At 32.1% G+C, this 16829-nt stretch carries 16 protein-coding genes; 13 read left to right on the plus strand and 3 right to left on the minus strand.

Features of this window, described 5'->3' with window-relative positions:
• Window positions 1-48: 48 nt before the first annotated feature.
• The 3 genes from AB671_RS00735 to AB671_RS00745 all read left to right on the plus strand — a co-directional run bounded on the left by AB671_RS00735 (window position 49) and on the right by AB671_RS00745 (window position 1289).
• A complete protein-coding gene (locus AB671_RS00735) occupies window positions 49-399 on the plus strand; it encodes a YtxH domain-containing protein (protein WP_066675615.1) in 351 nt (116 codons plus the stop codon).
• Between the two features lie 80 nt (window positions 400-479).
• Complete coding sequence (locus tag AB671_RS00740; RefSeq protein ID WP_066675617.1) at window positions 480-788, plus strand: phage holin family protein; 309 nt, start codon at window positions 480-482, stop codon at window positions 786-788.
• 3 nt (window positions 789-791) lie between these two features.
• Complete coding sequence (locus tag AB671_RS00745; protein ID WP_066675619.1) at window positions 792-1289, plus strand: phosphoribosyl-ATP pyrophosphatase; 498 nt, start codon at window positions 792-794, stop codon at window positions 1287-1289.
• 88 nt (window positions 1290-1377) lie between these two features.
• Here AB671_RS00745 and AB671_RS00750 read toward each other — a convergent pair whose 3' ends face one another.
• The gene (locus tag AB671_RS00750) at window positions 1378-2103 is read right to left on the minus strand and encodes a TrmH family RNA methyltransferase (RefSeq protein WP_066675622.1); all 726 of its coding nucleotides are present in this window, start codon (window positions 2101-2103) and stop codon (window positions 1378-1380) included.
• On the opposite strand from AB671_RS00750, the gene AB671_RS00755 reads away from it, so the two are divergent.
• A complete protein-coding gene (locus AB671_RS00755; RefSeq protein ID WP_066675624.1) occupies window positions 2089-4692 on the plus strand; it encodes a BamA/TamA family outer membrane protein in 2604 nt (867 codons plus the stop codon). The two genes, AB671_RS00750 and AB671_RS00755, sit on opposite strands and share 15 nt — an antisense overlap.
• Here the strand turns inward: AB671_RS00755 and AB671_RS00760 are convergent, their stop codons facing one another.
• Both AB671_RS00760 and AB671_RS00765 read right to left on the minus strand, forming a co-directional pair.
• Window positions 4693-5310: a vancomycin high temperature exclusion protein gene (locus AB671_RS00760; protein ID WP_066675630.1), complete on the minus strand. Its 618-nt coding sequence runs from the start codon at window positions 5308-5310 to the stop codon at window positions 4693-4695. It lies immediately after the preceding gene.
• Window positions 5307-6431 carry a ferredoxin--NADP reductase gene (locus AB671_RS00765; RefSeq protein ID WP_066675631.1) on the minus strand — a complete coding sequence of 375 codons (1125 nt, stop codon included), beginning with the start codon at window positions 6429-6431 and terminating at the stop codon, window positions 5307-5309. The genes AB671_RS00760 and AB671_RS00765 overlap by 4 nt, the downstream gene beginning before the upstream one ends.
• A gap of 119 nt (window positions 6432-6550) precedes the next feature.
• Between AB671_RS00765 and AB671_RS00770 the strand changes: the two genes are divergently transcribed.
• The 9 genes from AB671_RS00770 (at window position 6551) to AB671_RS00810 (ending at window position 16796) form a co-directional block, all read left to right on the plus strand.
• Window positions 6551-7114, plus strand: coding sequence for a TlpA family protein disulfide reductase (locus tag AB671_RS00770; protein WP_066675632.1), 564 nt, complete (start codon window positions 6551-6553; stop codon window positions 7112-7114).
• 20 nt (window positions 7115-7134) lie between these two features.
• Complete coding sequence (locus tag AB671_RS00775; protein ID WP_066675634.1) at window positions 7135-8106, plus strand: iron ABC transporter permease; 972 nt, start codon at window positions 7135-7137, stop codon at window positions 8104-8106.
• Between the two features lie 233 nt (window positions 8107-8339).
• Window positions 8340-8717, plus strand: a complete 378-nt coding sequence (locus AB671_RS00780) for a GxxExxY protein (protein ID WP_066675724.1) — start codon at window positions 8340-8342, stop codon at window positions 8715-8717.
• Window positions 8718-8815: 98 nt separating this feature from the next.
• The gene (locus tag AB671_RS00785; RefSeq protein ID WP_066675635.1) at window positions 8816-9739 is read left to right on the plus strand and encodes an ABC transporter ATP-binding protein; all 924 of its coding nucleotides are present in this window, start codon (window positions 8816-8818) and stop codon (window positions 9737-9739) included.
• A 166-nt stretch (window positions 9740-9905) separates the two neighbouring features.
• Entirely contained in the window at window positions 9906-10355 is a 450-nt protein-coding gene (locus AB671_RS00790; protein WP_066675726.1) for a MarR family winged helix-turn-helix transcriptional regulator, read from the plus strand.
• Window positions 10356-10454: 99 nt separating this feature from the next.
• Window positions 10455-12848, plus strand: coding sequence for a 3-hydroxyacyl-CoA dehydrogenase/enoyl-CoA hydratase family protein (locus AB671_RS00795; RefSeq protein ID WP_066675636.1), 2394 nt, complete (start codon window positions 10455-10457; stop codon window positions 12846-12848).
• Window positions 12849-12903: 55 nt separating this feature from the next.
• Window positions 12904-13266: a four helix bundle protein gene (locus AB671_RS00800; protein WP_066675637.1), complete on the plus strand. Its 363-nt coding sequence runs from the start codon at window positions 12904-12906 to the stop codon at window positions 13264-13266.
• A 46-nt stretch (window positions 13267-13312) separates the two neighbouring features.
• A complete protein-coding gene (locus AB671_RS00805; protein ID WP_066675639.1) occupies window positions 13313-14491 on the plus strand; it encodes a thiolase family protein in 1179 nt (392 codons plus the stop codon).
• Window positions 14492-14540: 49 nt separating this feature from the next.
• Window positions 14541-16796 carry a hypothetical protein gene (locus AB671_RS00810; protein WP_066675641.1) on the plus strand — a complete coding sequence of 752 codons (2256 nt, stop codon included), beginning with the start codon at window positions 14541-14543 and terminating at the stop codon, window positions 16794-16796.
• Window positions 16797-16829 lie beyond the last annotated feature (33 nt).

Below are 16829 nucleotides of genomic sequence, written 5' to 3' on the forward strand. Positions count from 1 at the left end.
CCTTTTAAAACGAAAACTAGTATTTATTAACTATTAAAAAAACAAAAAATGTCTAGAAAAGGAAATAATACAGCAGGTATTTTAGCAGGTCTTTTAGCAGGTGCTGCAGCAGGTGTAATTTTAGGAATGCTTTATGCCCCTGAAGAAGGAAAAGAAACAAGAAAAAAAATCAAAACCAAAGCAAACGATCTAAAAGATCAGGCTAAAGATAAATATGGTGAAGTATCTGAAATCGTAAAAGATCAGTATGACAACATCTCTTCTACTTTCAAAGAAACTGCCAATAATGTGGCACATACTGTAAAAGATGGATATGACAAGTACAAAGATCAAATCGTTTCTAAAACGACCGACATGGTAAAAGATGTAGAATCTGGATTAAACGATCTTAAGAAATAATATTTAATTTTTATTGAATATAAAAAAGGAACTTTAAGTAAAAGAGTTCCTTTTTTTGTAACTTTTAAAAAAATATACGGATGATTGAAACTATTAAAGAATACGCATCAAAAAGAATAGATCTTCTGAAAATTGAAGCCACGGAAAAATCTTCAATTTCTGCAGGTGTTATTGCTTATTTAGTGATATTGTTGGTGGCATTTGGCTTTTTTATCATTCTCTTTAATTTTGGTTTGGCATTTCTTATTGGGAAAGCTTTAGATAATTATTCATATGGATTCTTAATTGTTGCTGCATTTTATTTTGTGGTGATGGTTTTAGTTGCTACCTTTAAAAAAAGAATCGTAAATATGGTGGCAAATAAAGTAATCGAATTTTTAAATCATTAAACTATGGGCAGAAATTACGAGAGTCTGGAAGAACTTAAAAGAAAGAAAAAACTTTTGAAAAGTGAAATTACCGATTTGGAAGCTCTTTTAACTTTTAAAAACACAAAAGAAAGTTTAAGCGCATTTACCAATGGGCTCAGCGATCAATATTTAAAAGAAAAGATTGATGAAGATGGTGAAGAAACAACCGTAATCAGAAAAGATGTTATCGCAAAGCAAATCACATCTGAAGTAAAAGACCTGTTGCTAAGTAAAAATACGGCAATGGGAATTGCAGGAAGTGCTTTTAAAGGTGATGCAATGGATGCTGTTGTAAAACTGGCTGTAACTGCTTTTGTAGCAAATTACGCAAAGAAAAACATGAGAAGTTCAAACTGGAAAAAGAAAATCTTGGGAGCAGCATTAATTTATGTAGCACCCATGGCTTTAAAATTTGTCCGCACTAAGTTAGAAGCATATCAAAAAACAAAAAGTGTATCCAGTATGGAGCAACTTATATAATCTTAGAAGTTAGAATCTAGAGGTTAGATGTTAGTTTAAAATAAAATTTGTTTTACTAATTTCTAACCTCTAACTTCTAATTTCTTTTCTATTTTGAAAACATTTGTCCTAAAATTATTCCTGCAGCCATAGAAACATTTAGGCTTTCTGTAGACTGAGATTTTCCAAATCTAGGAATACTTATTTTTTTGTGAAGAAGTTTCTCTGTTTCATCACGCATTCCATTCCCTTCGTTTCCTAAAATTAAATTGATTTTCTTCGGTTTTTCGAAATGATAAATATTTTCTCCTTCCATATCGGTTCCCACGTTGATATTTTCAGTTTTTGAAAGATATTCTGTCAAATTACAATAAACGATATTTACTCTTGTAAAAGAACCCATCGTTGCCTGAATTACTTTCGGGTTGTAAAAATCTACGGTATCTTCACTGCAAATAATCTGTTCAATTCCAAACCAGTCTGCCAACCGGATAATCGTTCCTAAATTCCCAGGATCCTGAATTCCATCTAAAACCAATTGAAAATCTTCATCTATAAATTCAGATTTTTCTAGCAACTCACAAACCGCTACAGAATCTTTAGGATTTTGTAAAAAACTTATTTTTTTAAGTTCATTTTCAGTGATCTGTGTAAACTGTACATCTTTGGACAGAAAATTGTTAGGTTCTGTAGAAAATATTTCTTTAATTTTAAAGTTAGAATTAGGAAGTTCAAGAATAGTTTTATTCCCTTCAACCAAAAACAAATTGTATTTTTGTCTGAACTTCTTTTTATCTAAAGATTGTAAAATTTTAATTGTATGAGCTGTAAGCATTTTAAGAATTCTCCTCAAAAATATTATAAAATAATATCATTTGCAACATTTGTTGGATTACTTTATGCGTGCAGTACCACAAAAAAAGTTCCGGATGGTGAATATCTGCTTACTCAAAACAATTTTGAATTTGAAGATAAAAAACAGTTTTTCGACGATGAACTGCAAGATTATGTGCAGCAAAAGCCTAACAAAAAGCAGCTGCTCTTCATGCCTTTAAGCCTTCTTTTCTATAATGCGGCCAATCCTAAATACGATACTATTCTTAATGAGTACATGACGTATCCGAGTGAGATGAGAAATCAGAAACTTCGTGATTCTCTTTTCATTAAATACAATATGCAAAGTAGTGTAGGAAAAAGTCTTTTTATGGATAGGTTGTATCATAATTGGGGAACTCCGCCTGTGATTTTAGATCAGACAAGAACGGAAAAAAGTGCTCAATCTATTGAAAAAAGAATGACGTACAGAGGGTTTTGGGATGCCGAAGTGAAATACGCTCATAAGCTTGATTCAGCATCTAAAAAAGCATCTGTAAATTATTCTATTAAGCACAACAGCCCCACAAATATCAAAGAATATTATTACAATATTCCCGATCTTGGTATTAAAGGACTTTATCAGCAAAAAATGCATGAAAGTTTGGTAAGAAGTGGGCAATTGCTCGACCAGACGGTTTTAGAAAAAGAAATTACACGAATCAACGATTGGATGCGTGAAAATGGATATTACAGATTCAATGCAGGGAATGATGAAGTAGGTTTTGTAGCAGATTCTCTTTTGAGCCGAAAAGAAGTTCCTTTGATTTTAGAAATCCGTAAAGATTCGATAAATCGTCCGTACAAAAGAGCTACATTTGGTAATATTGATGTTGCAATTGTAAATCATCACTCAGATTTCCCTAAAAAAACAGTGAAAGACAGTCTTAGAAGAATTAGATTTCATAAAATGAATGAAAATTATAAGACTTCAGCGTTATGGAGAACGATTATTGTAGATAGCAAAACGGTCTATGATCAAAAAAAATTAGATCTTACTAAAAGAAATCTTTTGGCGATGAATAATTTCAGTATACTTAAAGCTCGAGATTCTTTGAGACAAGGTGGGGCAACTGCGCCAAACGACAGTATTGTAGATGTTTTATATATTTTAAAACCTTTAGATAAATATGAACTGAAAATAGGGACCGATGTTAATTATTCGCAATTATTAAATTTAGGGGTCTCGCCTTCGGTAGATCTTACGACTCGAAATGTTTTTCGTGGTGCCGAAAACTTGACGACGAGTGTTGCAGGAACTTTTGGGTCGATCAGAAATCCTAAAAATTTAGATACCAGAATTTTAGCATACGAATATTCTGCACAAGGTTCTTTGAGTTTTCCGAGACTTTTGCTTCCTTTTAATTATTATAAACTGATTCCTAAAAGATACACTCCTACTTCATCGATTGTTTTGGGAGCTTCGGTACAGAATAATATTGGTTTGGGAAGAACCAACTTTAATACTGGTTTAAATTATTTTGCCAATGTAAATGATCAGGTTTCTCATAGATTAACACTGTTTAATACCCTTTTCAGTTTAACGAAAAATAAAGAGAGTTATTACGATTTCTTTGTGAATGATGATGTGGTAAGGCAGACCGTTTTTAACGACTATTTCCTTACTAACCCTCAAATTAAACAAGATTTTGAATCCGGAGTTTTGACCAGAGACCAAGTTTCAGAAAAAATCGTTACAGATCTAGGATACGCGGCATCAGCAGCACTCGATCCTAAAAGAAAAGACGATCTACTTTCTTTTCTTGGAACAATTGTCAATAAAGACAGGCAGACCCAGGACGTTCTTATTTCATCGATGATTTATAATTTTATTTATAATGAAATTGGTAAGAAAGATTATCCTAATGCTTTCTATTTTAACGGAAAAGTAGAATTGGCAGGAAATATTCCAAGTGTTTTCAACCGAAGAAGAGAAGACGATGGTGGTATTTTAAGAAGTCCTGAAAGAACAATTTTCGGAATTCCATACGCGCAGTTTGTTAAATTTGATTTTGATGTAAGAAAATATTTTAAATTTAACGGTAATCAGACTTTAGCATTACGCCAATTTATTGGGATAGGTATTCCTTATGGAAATTCATCAGCAATGCCATTTGTAAGATCGTATTTTAACGGAGGTTCCAATGATATCCGTGCTTGGGTTGCATTTGGTGGTTTAGGGCCAGGGGCTTCTCAGATTGATGAAAAAGTGCGTACTTATTTGATGGGAAATATTAAACTGACAACCAACATAGAATACAGAATTCCGTTTACCGAGATGTATGAAGGTGCTATTTTTACCGATATTGGAAACGTTTGGAATACTGAAAATAATGGTTTTGATGATCAGTTCAAATTCAATAAATTCATCAGAGAAATGGGGATTGGTAGCGGGTTTGGTTTAAGAGTGAACGTTGCTTATATTACGCTGAGAGTCGATTTAGCATATAAAATCTATGATCCAAACAAACCAGATGGCGACCGATGGAGATTTCATGATATTAAACCATTAAAACCTACTTTAAATATCGCTTTCGGATATCCTTTCTAATCAATCAGGGGAAATCCCAAAGATAAAATAAACTACAGCGGCCACTCTTGCCAGTATTTCGCGAGATTGGTTTCTGTAGTAACTCTCTGGTTTTGTTACATCTTGCGCATCAAAACCTAAAGCATTCATATTGTTGTTTCTTGCAAAAAACAATGCTCTCAAATTATGAAACCCCTGAGAAACAATAATTACGTTTTTCTTTTTGTAAACATCTTTACAACGTAGAATACTTTTGTACGTATTAAAACCTTCAGGGTCTTCCATAATGATGTCTTCAGGCACACCTTCCTGATAAATCAAATAATTCTTCATAGCAGCAGGCTCGTTATAACCTTTGCTTTTTTCCCCGCTTACAATGATTTTTTTAATTTTTCCGTGATGATAAAGCAATGCGGTAGCATCCATTCTTTTTGTAAAATACGGATTAGAAAGTCCGGAACGCATTCTTGGTGAGGTTCCTAAAACGAGCGCAATTTCTCTGGGTGGAATCTTTGAAATTTTCGTGTAAGTTCTTCCATTGGTAAGGCCGAAAACCCAGGCATTAGATAAACATATCAGAAGAAAAACAATTTCTACTGACACAAAAAATAATTTGAATATGTTTCTGATTATTCTCAATTGAAATCAAAGTTAAGCTTTATTTTCTTAGTTTTTGCAATAGACATGCATGCTAATATTTTTCCTTGCGCTTCTTCTTTTTCTGTAAGATATTCATTTTCCAAAAGCTCTACTTCGCCTTCTTCTACAGTACATTCGCAGCTTCCACAAATCCCGGATTTGCAGGAATAAGGAACAGGAAATTTTTGAATCAAAAGCTGCTGAAGAATTTTCTCACGGTTATTTGGAAGTTCAGTCTGATAGTTTTTACCTAAAAGCTGAAAATCTATCTGTACATTTTCTATAAGCGGAAACTCTTTTTCTACAGGATAAATATCATCATTAAATTCTTCAAACAATTCAAAATGAATATTCTTTTTAGGAATTCCATGATGGTAACAGGCATTCGCCAAAGTTTTTATCATCTCCCCTTTTCCACAAATTAAAACTTCGTCCACAGCATCCCAAATCGTAGATTCTTCATCAGTATCATCCAAATGCAGAATTTGATTGATAATTAAATTTAATTTTTTGGCATCCAGTCTTCCATAAAAAAATTGATCGGCGGTTTTCTCCTGCGAATAAAAATAGAAAATTTGCAGTCTATCCTGATGTTGTCTTGCAAGATTATCTAAAAGATCACGATAAACTAGCTCTTCAGATCTTTTGTTTCCTAGAAAAAGAAACAGTCTCGTTCTAGGTTCGTTATGAAGGATATTTTTAAAATGGCTTAAAATCGGGGTAATTCCTATTCCCGCAGCAAAACCTACAATCGTTCTGAACTCACTGGGTTTAGAAACTAAAGTAAATCTACCGTTGGGCTCACTTACAAGCAATTCATCACCAACCTTATAATTGTTATAAAACTGTGCGGTTGCGCCATTTTCAGAATTAATTTTAATTCCTAAAGCTATTTTTTTCTCATACGGAGCAGAAGTCATTGAGTAATCATTGATTACTTCTTTTCCTTCAGCATTGAATTTTATACTTACAAATTGTCCTGCTTCAAACGTGAAATTTTCCTTTAAATCCTCCGGGATTTCAAGCTCTAGCGAAAAAGTATTTTTGGTCAGGTCTTCCTTTTTAGCTATTTTTAGGCGGTGAAACTGCGTCAGTTTTCCTTTATAGATTTGTTGTTCCATACTTCATTTCAAAAATAAATAAAAAATAATTATGAAACCGACCTTCACCCAACTTTCTTGCAATAAAACCAATGAAAAATACCTTTCGTATAATTCATTTTAAAAAAGAATATTTATTTATGAAAAAAATAATTTTGACTGCACTTTTTGCGACTGTTATTATCGGTTGTAAAAAAGAAGCTGAAAAAACTAACGAAAATATCAGCACAACAGATTCTACAAATATTCAGGAGACTGCACAGCCAGAAATGGTAAATATTTCTTTAAAAGCAGTTTCTACACAACAAACTGCTGACTTTTTACAAAAGAAAAACGATACATTATATGTTACCAATTTCTTTGCAACCTGGTGTGGACCTTGTGTAAAAGAGATTCCTCATTTTAAAAAGAAAATTGAAGAGCTGAAAGATCAGCCTGTAAAAATTACGTTTGTAAGCTTAGATCAAAAAGAAATTTGGAATACTGAAGTTCCTCGTTTTACTCTAGAGCACGGAATTCAGGATCATACTGTTCTTTTAGACGGCCAACTTTTGGATGGGAATTTTTTCACAAGTAATTTTAAACAATGGACTGGAAACGCAATTCCGTTTACGTTTATGAGAAGAGGCGACAAAACTGACGAAACATTGGGAATGATAAGTGAAGAGCAGCTCAACGAAAAAATTTCTTCTCTTTTAAAATAAAAGTTAAGCTGTAATTCGAAATGTCTAAAAAATTTAAGATCCTGTGTTTATTTTTACTAATTGCAGTTACTTTGACAGCGATCATTAATCTGAATACAGGATTTTTGTCTTTAGATCTTCAGGATTTTTTCCTGGATTCTACCAATAGTCAGATCGCAGAAATTCGTGTGAATCGTGTTTTGGTAATGCTTTTAGCTGGGATTTCAATTCCAACTTCGGGTTTTCTGATGCAGGAGTATTTTCAAAATCCTCTTGCCGGACCAGATATTTTAGGAATTACCTCTGTTGCTAGCTTATCGGTCGCATTTTATATTTTCTTTTCGCATGATATTTTACTGCCTGAATTTCTTCAAAATAGTTTTCTGAGTTTGTCTGCAATTATCGGAAGTTTAGTGTTGATGCTTGTTCTGCTTTCAATGTCTAATAAATTTCAGGATAGATCTTATCTTATTATTTTCGGTTTTTTGGTGTCGGCTTTTGCCGGAGCTATTGTTTCTCTGCTTCAGTTTTATGCAGAAAATCAAAGCTTAAAAAATTATATTTTATGGTCTTTCGGAGCCAATAATATGGTATCGAGAAATCAGATTATCGTTCTTGCTGTTTTAGTTTTTATTGGATTATTAATTTGTTTTAAAACCATAAAACCTTTGATCGGAAATTCTCTGGGAAGTTCGTATGCTCAAAGTTTAGGAGTCAATTTAAATCACCTGAAATTGATGATCATTGTTGCTTCTTCTCTACTTTCAGCATCGGTTACAGCATTTTTAGGACCTATTTTATTCATCGGAATTATTGTTCCTCATTTCTGCAGATTGATTTATAATCCTGCGAAACTTTGGCAGCAATGGATCTTGAATATGTTTTTAGGAATGTTGATGATGTTATTATTTTCAGTTGTAGCCGAAAAAACGCAAATTCCTTTAAATGTAATCAGTTCAGTTTTCGGTATCCCTGTGATTTTAATGATGCTTTTGAAACAGAATAAAGTGTAATTGTTGGTATTTCGCAAAGGCGCAAAGTTTTTCATAAAAATAATGTTGTAAGGCGCAAGGATTTTATGTTTGATAAAATTTAAAACTGTAAAATATAAGTGAAAAAATAATTTCAATATTGGTTGAAAATCTTTGATTTTCTTGCGCCTTAAAAAGGTAAAAGGTTAAAAATCCTTGCGTCTTTGCGATTAACCAATAATGAATATAAAACACAAAATAAAAATCACAATACGATGACAGAAAATGAATTATCAAAAATTGTTTTTGAAACAGGATTAAAAATTCATAAAAAACTCGGAGCTGGATTATTCGAACACGTTTATGAAGAATGTCTATTTTATGAATTAACGAAAGCAGGATTAGTTGTTGAAAAACAAAAACTACTTCCAATTATCTATGAAGAATTAAAAATTGAAAACGCTTTCAGGTTAGATATGATTGTTGAAAATAAATTAATCTTAGAAATAAAAACCGTTGAGTATATTAATTCAATTCATAAAGCTCAACTTTTAACGTATTTAAAAATGACAAATTGTAAATTAGGACTACTATTAAATTTTCAATCTGATGTTTTCAAAAATGGGGTAACAAGAATCGTAAACTTTTTATAAAATAAAGCTAACAAAAACTTTGACAAAGTCAAATTCCTTGCGCCTTAAAACATTATTTTTGTAAAAGAAACTTTGCGTCTTTGCGATAAACCAACAAAATGCACCTACAAATAAAACAAGCCAATATCGGCTATGACAAAACCTTAATTTCAAATGCTAATGCATCGTTGAATTTAGGGGACGTTTGCTTGCTGATTGGAAATAACGGTGTCGGAAAAACCACTTTAATTAAATCTATTCTCCATCAAAATTCTTTATTAAATGGCGAAATTTTAATTAATAATAAAAATATAAAGCATTTATCAGTAAAAGAAATTGCTGAAAATATTGCTATTGTCTTTTCTAAAGCGGTCATTCCACAGAATTTTACGGTTGAAGATTTAATTTCTTTGGGGAAGTACATTTATTATCCTTTTTATTTTGAACTTAAAAAAGAAGACCGAGAAGAAGTTTCAGATATTATTACAGAATTAGATTTAGAACAATACAAAAATACTCCTTTAAAAAATCTATCTGATGGAAATCTGCAAAAAGCCTTTATTGGGCGTGCATTAACGCAGAACTCTCCTATTATTATTTTAGATGAGCCAACAACTCATTTGGATGAAAAGAATAAAATAATCATTCTAAAAACACTTCGGAAACTTGCCAAAGAACAAAATAAACTGATATTATTTTCTTCGCACGACTGGCGTTTGGCAAAAGAATTTGCCGATAAAATCTGGTATGTTAAAAACCAAGAATTATTTTCGGGAATTGTAGAAGATGTTTTATTGAAACATGATGAGCTAACCAATGCCTCTTTATTCCAGGTAAATAAAAATTTTGTAGCTCCTTCTATTATTTCGCCCGAAATTCAAAAAGAAATGCTCTATTCTTTATTGCAAAAAAACTTTCAAAAAGACCTTTCTTTATTCCATTTTCAATATAACAATACATTTTGGGAGATTTCTTATAAAAACGAAATCTATAAATGCGAATCTTTTGAAGAAATCGTAAATTTAGTCTCAAAGCTTCATTAATTCATTCTTTTACTTAATTATTTCATATACTATGCATGCATAGTATTATGCTTATCATACAATTTAACATACTGAAATTCAGGTAATTAATAAATTTTATTATTAATTAATACTATGCATGCATAATATTTACTAAATTTGATAAAACCGATAAGCAAAAAATATGATGGATAATAATAAAGAGAAAACAGAAAATGTAGACCTCATTCTAAAACAGACTTGGTTGGCTGTTTCTAAAATGTATACTGAGCTAGCTCAAGAACACGATTCTACGGCTGTTCAGGCACTAACATTACTAAAAATCGATCCAAAAGAAGGAACGAGAAGTACCAATTTAGGACCAAAAATGGCAATCGAGCCAACTTCACTCACAAGAATTATTAAACTCCTTGAAGACAACGGATATATTTACAAAGAAAAGACGACCACCGATAAACGAGAAGTGATTATCAAACTTACCGATAAAGGATTAAGCTCAAGAAACATGTCAAAAGAAGTGGTGGTAAATTTCAATAAAAAAGTAATGGAAAAAATTGCTCCCGAAAAGCTGGAAACCTTCAAAGAAGTAATGACGGAAATCATGAAAATTGCTACCGACTTAAATCACAGAAAATAAAAAATTCCAATCCTTTGGAAGGATAGCAAAATCTGAAAAAATTTGACGGAGTGGTTAAAAACCAATTTAATTAAGCGATAATAACTAAAATAAATATTAATGAAAAGAAGAATCAAACACGTTACGGTATTAGGTTCCGGAATTATGGGAAGCGGTATTGCTGCGCACTTTGCCAATATTGGCGTGCAGGTTTCACTGCTCGATATTGTTCCTTTTGAATTAAATGAAGCCGAACAGAAAAAAGGTTTGACAAAGGAGGACAAAGCTGTTCGTAACAGAATTGCTTCTGAAAACTTTGAAAAACTGAAGAAAGCAAGTCCTGCACTACTCTATTCTCCGAAATTTGCCGAGAGAATTAAAGTAGGGAATTTTGATGATGATTTAGCGAAAATAAAAGATACTGACTGGATTATTGAAGTTGTCGTTGAAAAACTTGACATCAAAAAATCTGTTTACGAAAAAATCGAACAGTTCAGAAAACCTGGAACTTTAGTTTCTTCAAATACTTCCGGTATCCCGATCAATATGTTGGTGGAAGGAAGAAGTGATGATTTTAAACATTATTTTGCAGGAACACATTTCTTTAATCCTGTAAGATATCTTCCTCTTTTAGAAATTATTCCTACAAAAGATACATCTCCTGAAATCATTGATTTCTATATGAATTACGGAGCAAAATTTTTAGGCAAAACAACTGTTTTAGCAAAAGATACTCCTGCGTTTATCGCCAACAGAATTGGGGTTTTCTCGATGATGGATTTGCTTCATAATGTTCAGAAATTAGGTTTAAATGTTTCTGATGTAGATAAATTGACGGGTCCGGTTATCGGTCGACCAAAATCTGCGACGTTCAGAACTGCCGATGTTGTAGGTTTAGATACTTTGGTAATGGTTGCAAATGGTGTTCGCCAAAGCGGTGCTGAAGCGAATGATTTCAACAATGTTTTTGCCCTTCCTGATTATATTCAGAAAATGGTAGACAACAAATGGTTGGGCTCAAAAACCGAACAAGGTTTCTACAAAAAAGTGAAAGGTGCAGATGGAAAATCTGAAATTCACGGATTAAATCTTGATACTTTAGAATACGAACTTCAAGGAAAATCTTCTTTCCCGACTTTAGAATTAACTAAAAATATTGATAAACCAATTGATAGATTTAAAGTCTTAATTGGTGGAAAAGACAAAGCCGGAGAGCTTTACAGAAAATCATTGGGAGCATTATTCGCTTATGTTTCGCACAAAGTTCCTGAAATTTCTGACGAAGTTTACAAAATCGACGATGCAATGAGAGCTGGTTTCGGTTGGGAAAACGGACCGTTTGAAATTTGGGATGCCGTTGGTGTTCAAAAAGGTGTTGAATTGGCTACAGAAGCTGGTTACGAAGTTTCAGACTGGGTTAAAAATGTGGAATCTTTCTATAAAGTAAATGAAGATGGACAAAGCATTTATGTTGATAAAAATTCAGGAGAATACAACAAAATTCCTGGGCAAGATGCTTTTATTATTTTAGATAATATCAGAAAAAATAAGACACTTTGGAGCAATTCAGGTTCTTCAATTGAAGATTTAGGCGACGGAATTATCAATTTTGAAATCCGTTCTAAAATGAATTCTCTTGGAGGCGAAGTTTTAGATGGATTAAACAGAGCCATTGATTTAGCTGAAAAAGAATACGACGGTTTAGTAATCGGAAACCAAGGTACAAATTTCTCCGTTGGAGCGAATTTGGCAATGATTTTAATGATGGCAATCGAGCAGGATTGGGATGATTTGAATATGGCAATTGCTTATTTCCAAAAATCGATGATGAGAGTTCGTTACTCTTCTATTCCTGTTGTTGTTGCTCCTCACGGAATGACTTTAGGTGGTGGTTGCGAAATGACAATGCACGCAGACAGAGTAGTTGCAGCAGCAGAAACTTACATAGGATTGGTAGAAACCGGAGTCGGTGTAATTCCTGGTGGTGGTGGAACTAAAGAATTTGCTTTGAGAACTTCAAGAGAATTCCACACTGATGATGTGAAAAATAATAGACTTCGTGAAGCTTTCATGAATATTGCCATGGGAAAAGTGGCAACTTCTGCTTATGAAGCTTACGATATGGGAATTCTTGAAAAAGGAAAAGATATCGTAGTGGTTGACAAAAAGCGTCAGATTGCAGAAGCTAAAAAAGTGGCAAAATTATTGGCTGAACAAGGTTATACTCAACCTATCGAGCAAACGGTAAAAGTTCTTGGTAAAGACGCTCTTGGAATGTTCTACGTAGGAACTGACCAAATGTTAACAGGAAATTTTATCTCTGCACACGACAAAAAAATTGCAGATAAATTAGCCAACGTTTTGGTAGGCGGAAATCTTTCTGAACCAACTGTTGTGACCGAACAATACTTATTGAATCTAGAAAGAGAAACCTTCTTACAGCTTTGTGGCGAAAGAAAAACTTTGGAGAGAATTCAGTTTATGTTACAGAAAGGAAAACCACTAAGGAATTAGACTTGAGACTTTAAGACTTGAGACTAAGAGATAAGTAACATAAATCTAAATATGTATGCATAATATTAAAAAATTGAAAATCTGGAGCGAATCAATTAATTTATGTGTTGATGTTTATAAAGCATTAGCAAATATGCCCAATGATGAAAAATACGGGCTTTCTTCACAAATTAAAAGAGCAGCTGTTTCAATTTCTTCCAATATAGCAGAAGGAGCTGGAAGAGAAAGAGAAAAAGAGTTTTATTATTTTTTAAATATTGCTTATGGTTCCTCATATGAGCTTCAAACACAATTAATAATTTGTGAAAAGCTGAGTTTTATTTCAGAAGAGGTAAACCAACCTTTATTAAATAAACTTGATGAAGTTCAGAAAATGATTTATGTTTTTAAAGAAAATATTAATAAAAGAATTATTTAAAACAGGCAAGAGTCTCAAATCTTTTGTCTAAAAATCTCTAATCTAAATGAAAACAGCATATATAGTAAAAGGATTTAGAACAGCGGTAGGAAAAGCGCCAAAAGGCTCCCTTCGTTTTACTCGTCCCGATGTAATGGCGGCAACCGTAATTGAAAAATTAATGGCTGAACTCCCGCAATTAGACAAAAACAGAATCGATGACCTTATCGTAGGTAATGCGATGCCGGAAGCTGAACAGGGCTTGAACGTTGCTCGTTTGATCTCTTTAATGGGATTGCAAACCGATAAAGTTCCAGGAGTTACGGTGAATAGATATTGTGCATCTGGAAGTGAGGCAATTGCTATAGCTTCTGCAAAAATTCAGGCAGGAATGGCAGATTGTATCATTGCAGGAGGTACAGAATCAATGTCTTACATTCCGATGGGTGGTTATAAACCAGTTCCTGAAACAGATATTGCCAAAACAAACCCTGATTATTATTGGGGAATGGGTTATACTGCGGAAGAAGTTGCAAAACAATATAACATCACAAGAGAAGAACAAGACCAGTTCGCTTTTGAATCTCATATGAAAGCTTTAAAAGCGAATGCGGAAGGAAGATTTGCCAACCAGATCGTTTCGATTCCTGTTGAATATAATTTCCTGGATGAAAACCAGAAAATGCAGACTAAGAAGTTTGATTTTTCAGTAGATGAAGGTCCAAGAGCAGATACTTCTATTGCTGGTTTATCTAAATTAAGACCCGTTTTCGCCAACGGAGGAAGCGTAACTGCCGGAAACTCTTCTCAAATGAGTGACGGAGCAGCTTTTGTAATGGTAATGAGTGAAGAAATGGTGAAAGAATTAGGTCTTGAACCAGAAGCAAGATTAGTTGCTTATGCTGCAGCTGGACTTGAACCAAGAATCATGGGAATGGGACCAATTTATGCAATTCCAAAAGCGTTAAAACAAGCTGGTTTAGAATTAAAAGATATTGAGTTAATTGAATTAAACGAAGCATTTGCATCACAATCTGTTGCTATCAAAAAAGAGTTAGGTTTAAACCCTGATATTTTAAATGTAAACGGTGGAGCAATTGCTCTCGGTCACCCACTTGGATGTACCGGAACAAAATTAACTGTTCAACTTCTTGACGAAATGAGAAAACGTGGAAACAAATACGGAATGGTTTCTATGTGTGTTGGAACGGGACAAGGAGCAGCAAGTATTTTTGAACTTCTATAAGAACAATTGGGAAGATCGATCTTTCTTTCTTCCCAAATTTTAGATTTCCATGAAAAACAAATTATCTTTTTTTTCTTTTTTTGCAATTGTTTTGGTGAGTTCTCAACAAAGCAAAACGACTTATTTTGACAAATCATGGAAAGAAACGACAAAAGATAACGCTGCTTTTTATAGACCTGCTCCGATCATATTAAATGATTCGATAGAATTTATAAGGGATTATTTCATTGATGGAAAGCTACAGTATCAGGGATATTCTTTGAAGAAAAAAGGCTACAAGAAAAATATTGGTTCAGAATATTGGTATAATGAAAATGGTTTTGATAAAGGTTCAGATTATTCAGAAGCTGATTCTGAAAAATTTAAAGGTGTTGAATTGAAATTTTATTATCCGAATGGAAAACTTTGGAAAATTCAGAAGCTTAATGGGAAAAAAACCTTAGAAGAAGTTTATTTTGAAGATGGAAATATTCGAAATATTGATTCCGTTAATTATGCAGATGACCAAAAAGGAAGAGTTGAAAAAATATATTGGATTAATAACAAGAATCTTGCTTCAGAAAAAATTTATAATGATGTCAATGAATTAATTAAAGTTAAAAATTATAGTCAAAATGGTAATTTGATTAATGAGATTGAAGAAAATAATATTCTTGACGGCTACATTATAAATCATCCATATTATGAATATGATATTATAAACAGTTTTGCGGTTTCTTCTAAACTTATTTCAATTAATAATGAGATCAATTTAAGTCCGATCGTTGAATTTTCTGATGCAAATCTTATAGATTGTAGTACATATACATCTATTATTAAAAAAAATAAAGATAGCTATACTTATTACAATTTTAAAAGTTGGGTTACAGATGCAAGTAAAAAATTTAGAGCATATACTGAACTGGAAGATGATGACAGAATGTTTTCTTTTAAAGAGCTCCATTATGATGACAAAAACTTTCTATTAGAAATTGATAAAATTAAACACCAAACAATTGAAGATCTTAAAAATGACATCAAAGTAAAAGTATTTGTTGTTTATAATAAGGAAGAAAATTTAGTATACAAGTATTTTTTTCCTTCTTCTGAAACGGTTGTTAAACAAGTATATAAATATGATGATCAGAAAAATTTGGAATTGTACACTTCGGATTCCTCTGTCGCTTTTATATTTAAATTAGGCAAAAACAGACCTATCATCTCTTTTAAGGATTCTTCGGATGTTTTTTTTGTTCCTTTAGAAAATGGAGAATATTTAATAAATAATACTCGAGTAAAAACAGAGAACAGAGCAGAAAATACGATCAGTCCTGTTTTAGAAGTAAAAGACCATTACACTATAGTAGAGGAAAACGGAAAAAAAATATTCGTTAGTGTTTTTGGTACATCTTTGTTAAAAGGAAATTTTGATGATATTATAATGAACAATTATTTTATAGTTACCAAATCAGGAAAGGACTTTAGTATTTATGATGTTTTTTTAAATAAATTAAATCTCAAAAATATAAAAAGTGTTTATCTGAATGACAATTATATCAATGTTTTGCATGATAATAAGGTTGAAAATCTTGATTCTCATTTAAAAGACGCTCCAGTTAGAAAATACTATCGTCAATCATGTGGTTCTGATCCGTATGTATATTATAATTTTTCAACTGCGTATGATAAAAAATCAAGAAACAATGTCATTATTCGAAAAGCAAACAACTATGCATTTTCAGAAATCAATACATTTCAATTCAATAATTTACCCAAAAGATCAAAATATAATTTTGTTTATGTAGGTGATTCTTGGGCTCCCGAGAGAAAAGATATTCTACAATATTTTAAAAATGTAGAGCCTTACAATAACAAAGAATTTTATTTTATAGCGAAGGCACATAACAAAAAAGGCTTGTATTATATAGATGAAGAAAAGTTAGATAAAATTGACGACAATATTGTTTTGAGTTTTGATGATGAAAATTTAAAATTCAAAAATGAATATGAAGAGATCAAAAAAGAGTCAAATTACAAATTTCTGGAAAATAAATATAACGATAATGATGAATGGAAAAGACGTTATTCAAATTATAATTACAAAACCAATGCTGTAGAATTGTTGCCTCGGAAATACGATGATATAATTTTTAAAGATAATATCATTATTTTCTATAAAAACAAAAAATACGGGGTCTACAAACTCTCTAAAGAACCAAAATACAAAAAAATAGGAATAAGAAAAGATAACTTTTTAGAAATAACAAATGAAAAGGATCAACAAGGATGGCTTGATCTTATAACCAACATAGAATACTATAATTAAAATAAAAAACAAATAATATGGCTACATTAAAAG

The organism is Chryseobacterium sp. BGARF1 (assembly GCF_001677955.1).
GTDB lineage: Bacteria > Bacteroidota > Bacteroidia > Flavobacteriales > Weeksellaceae > Chryseobacterium.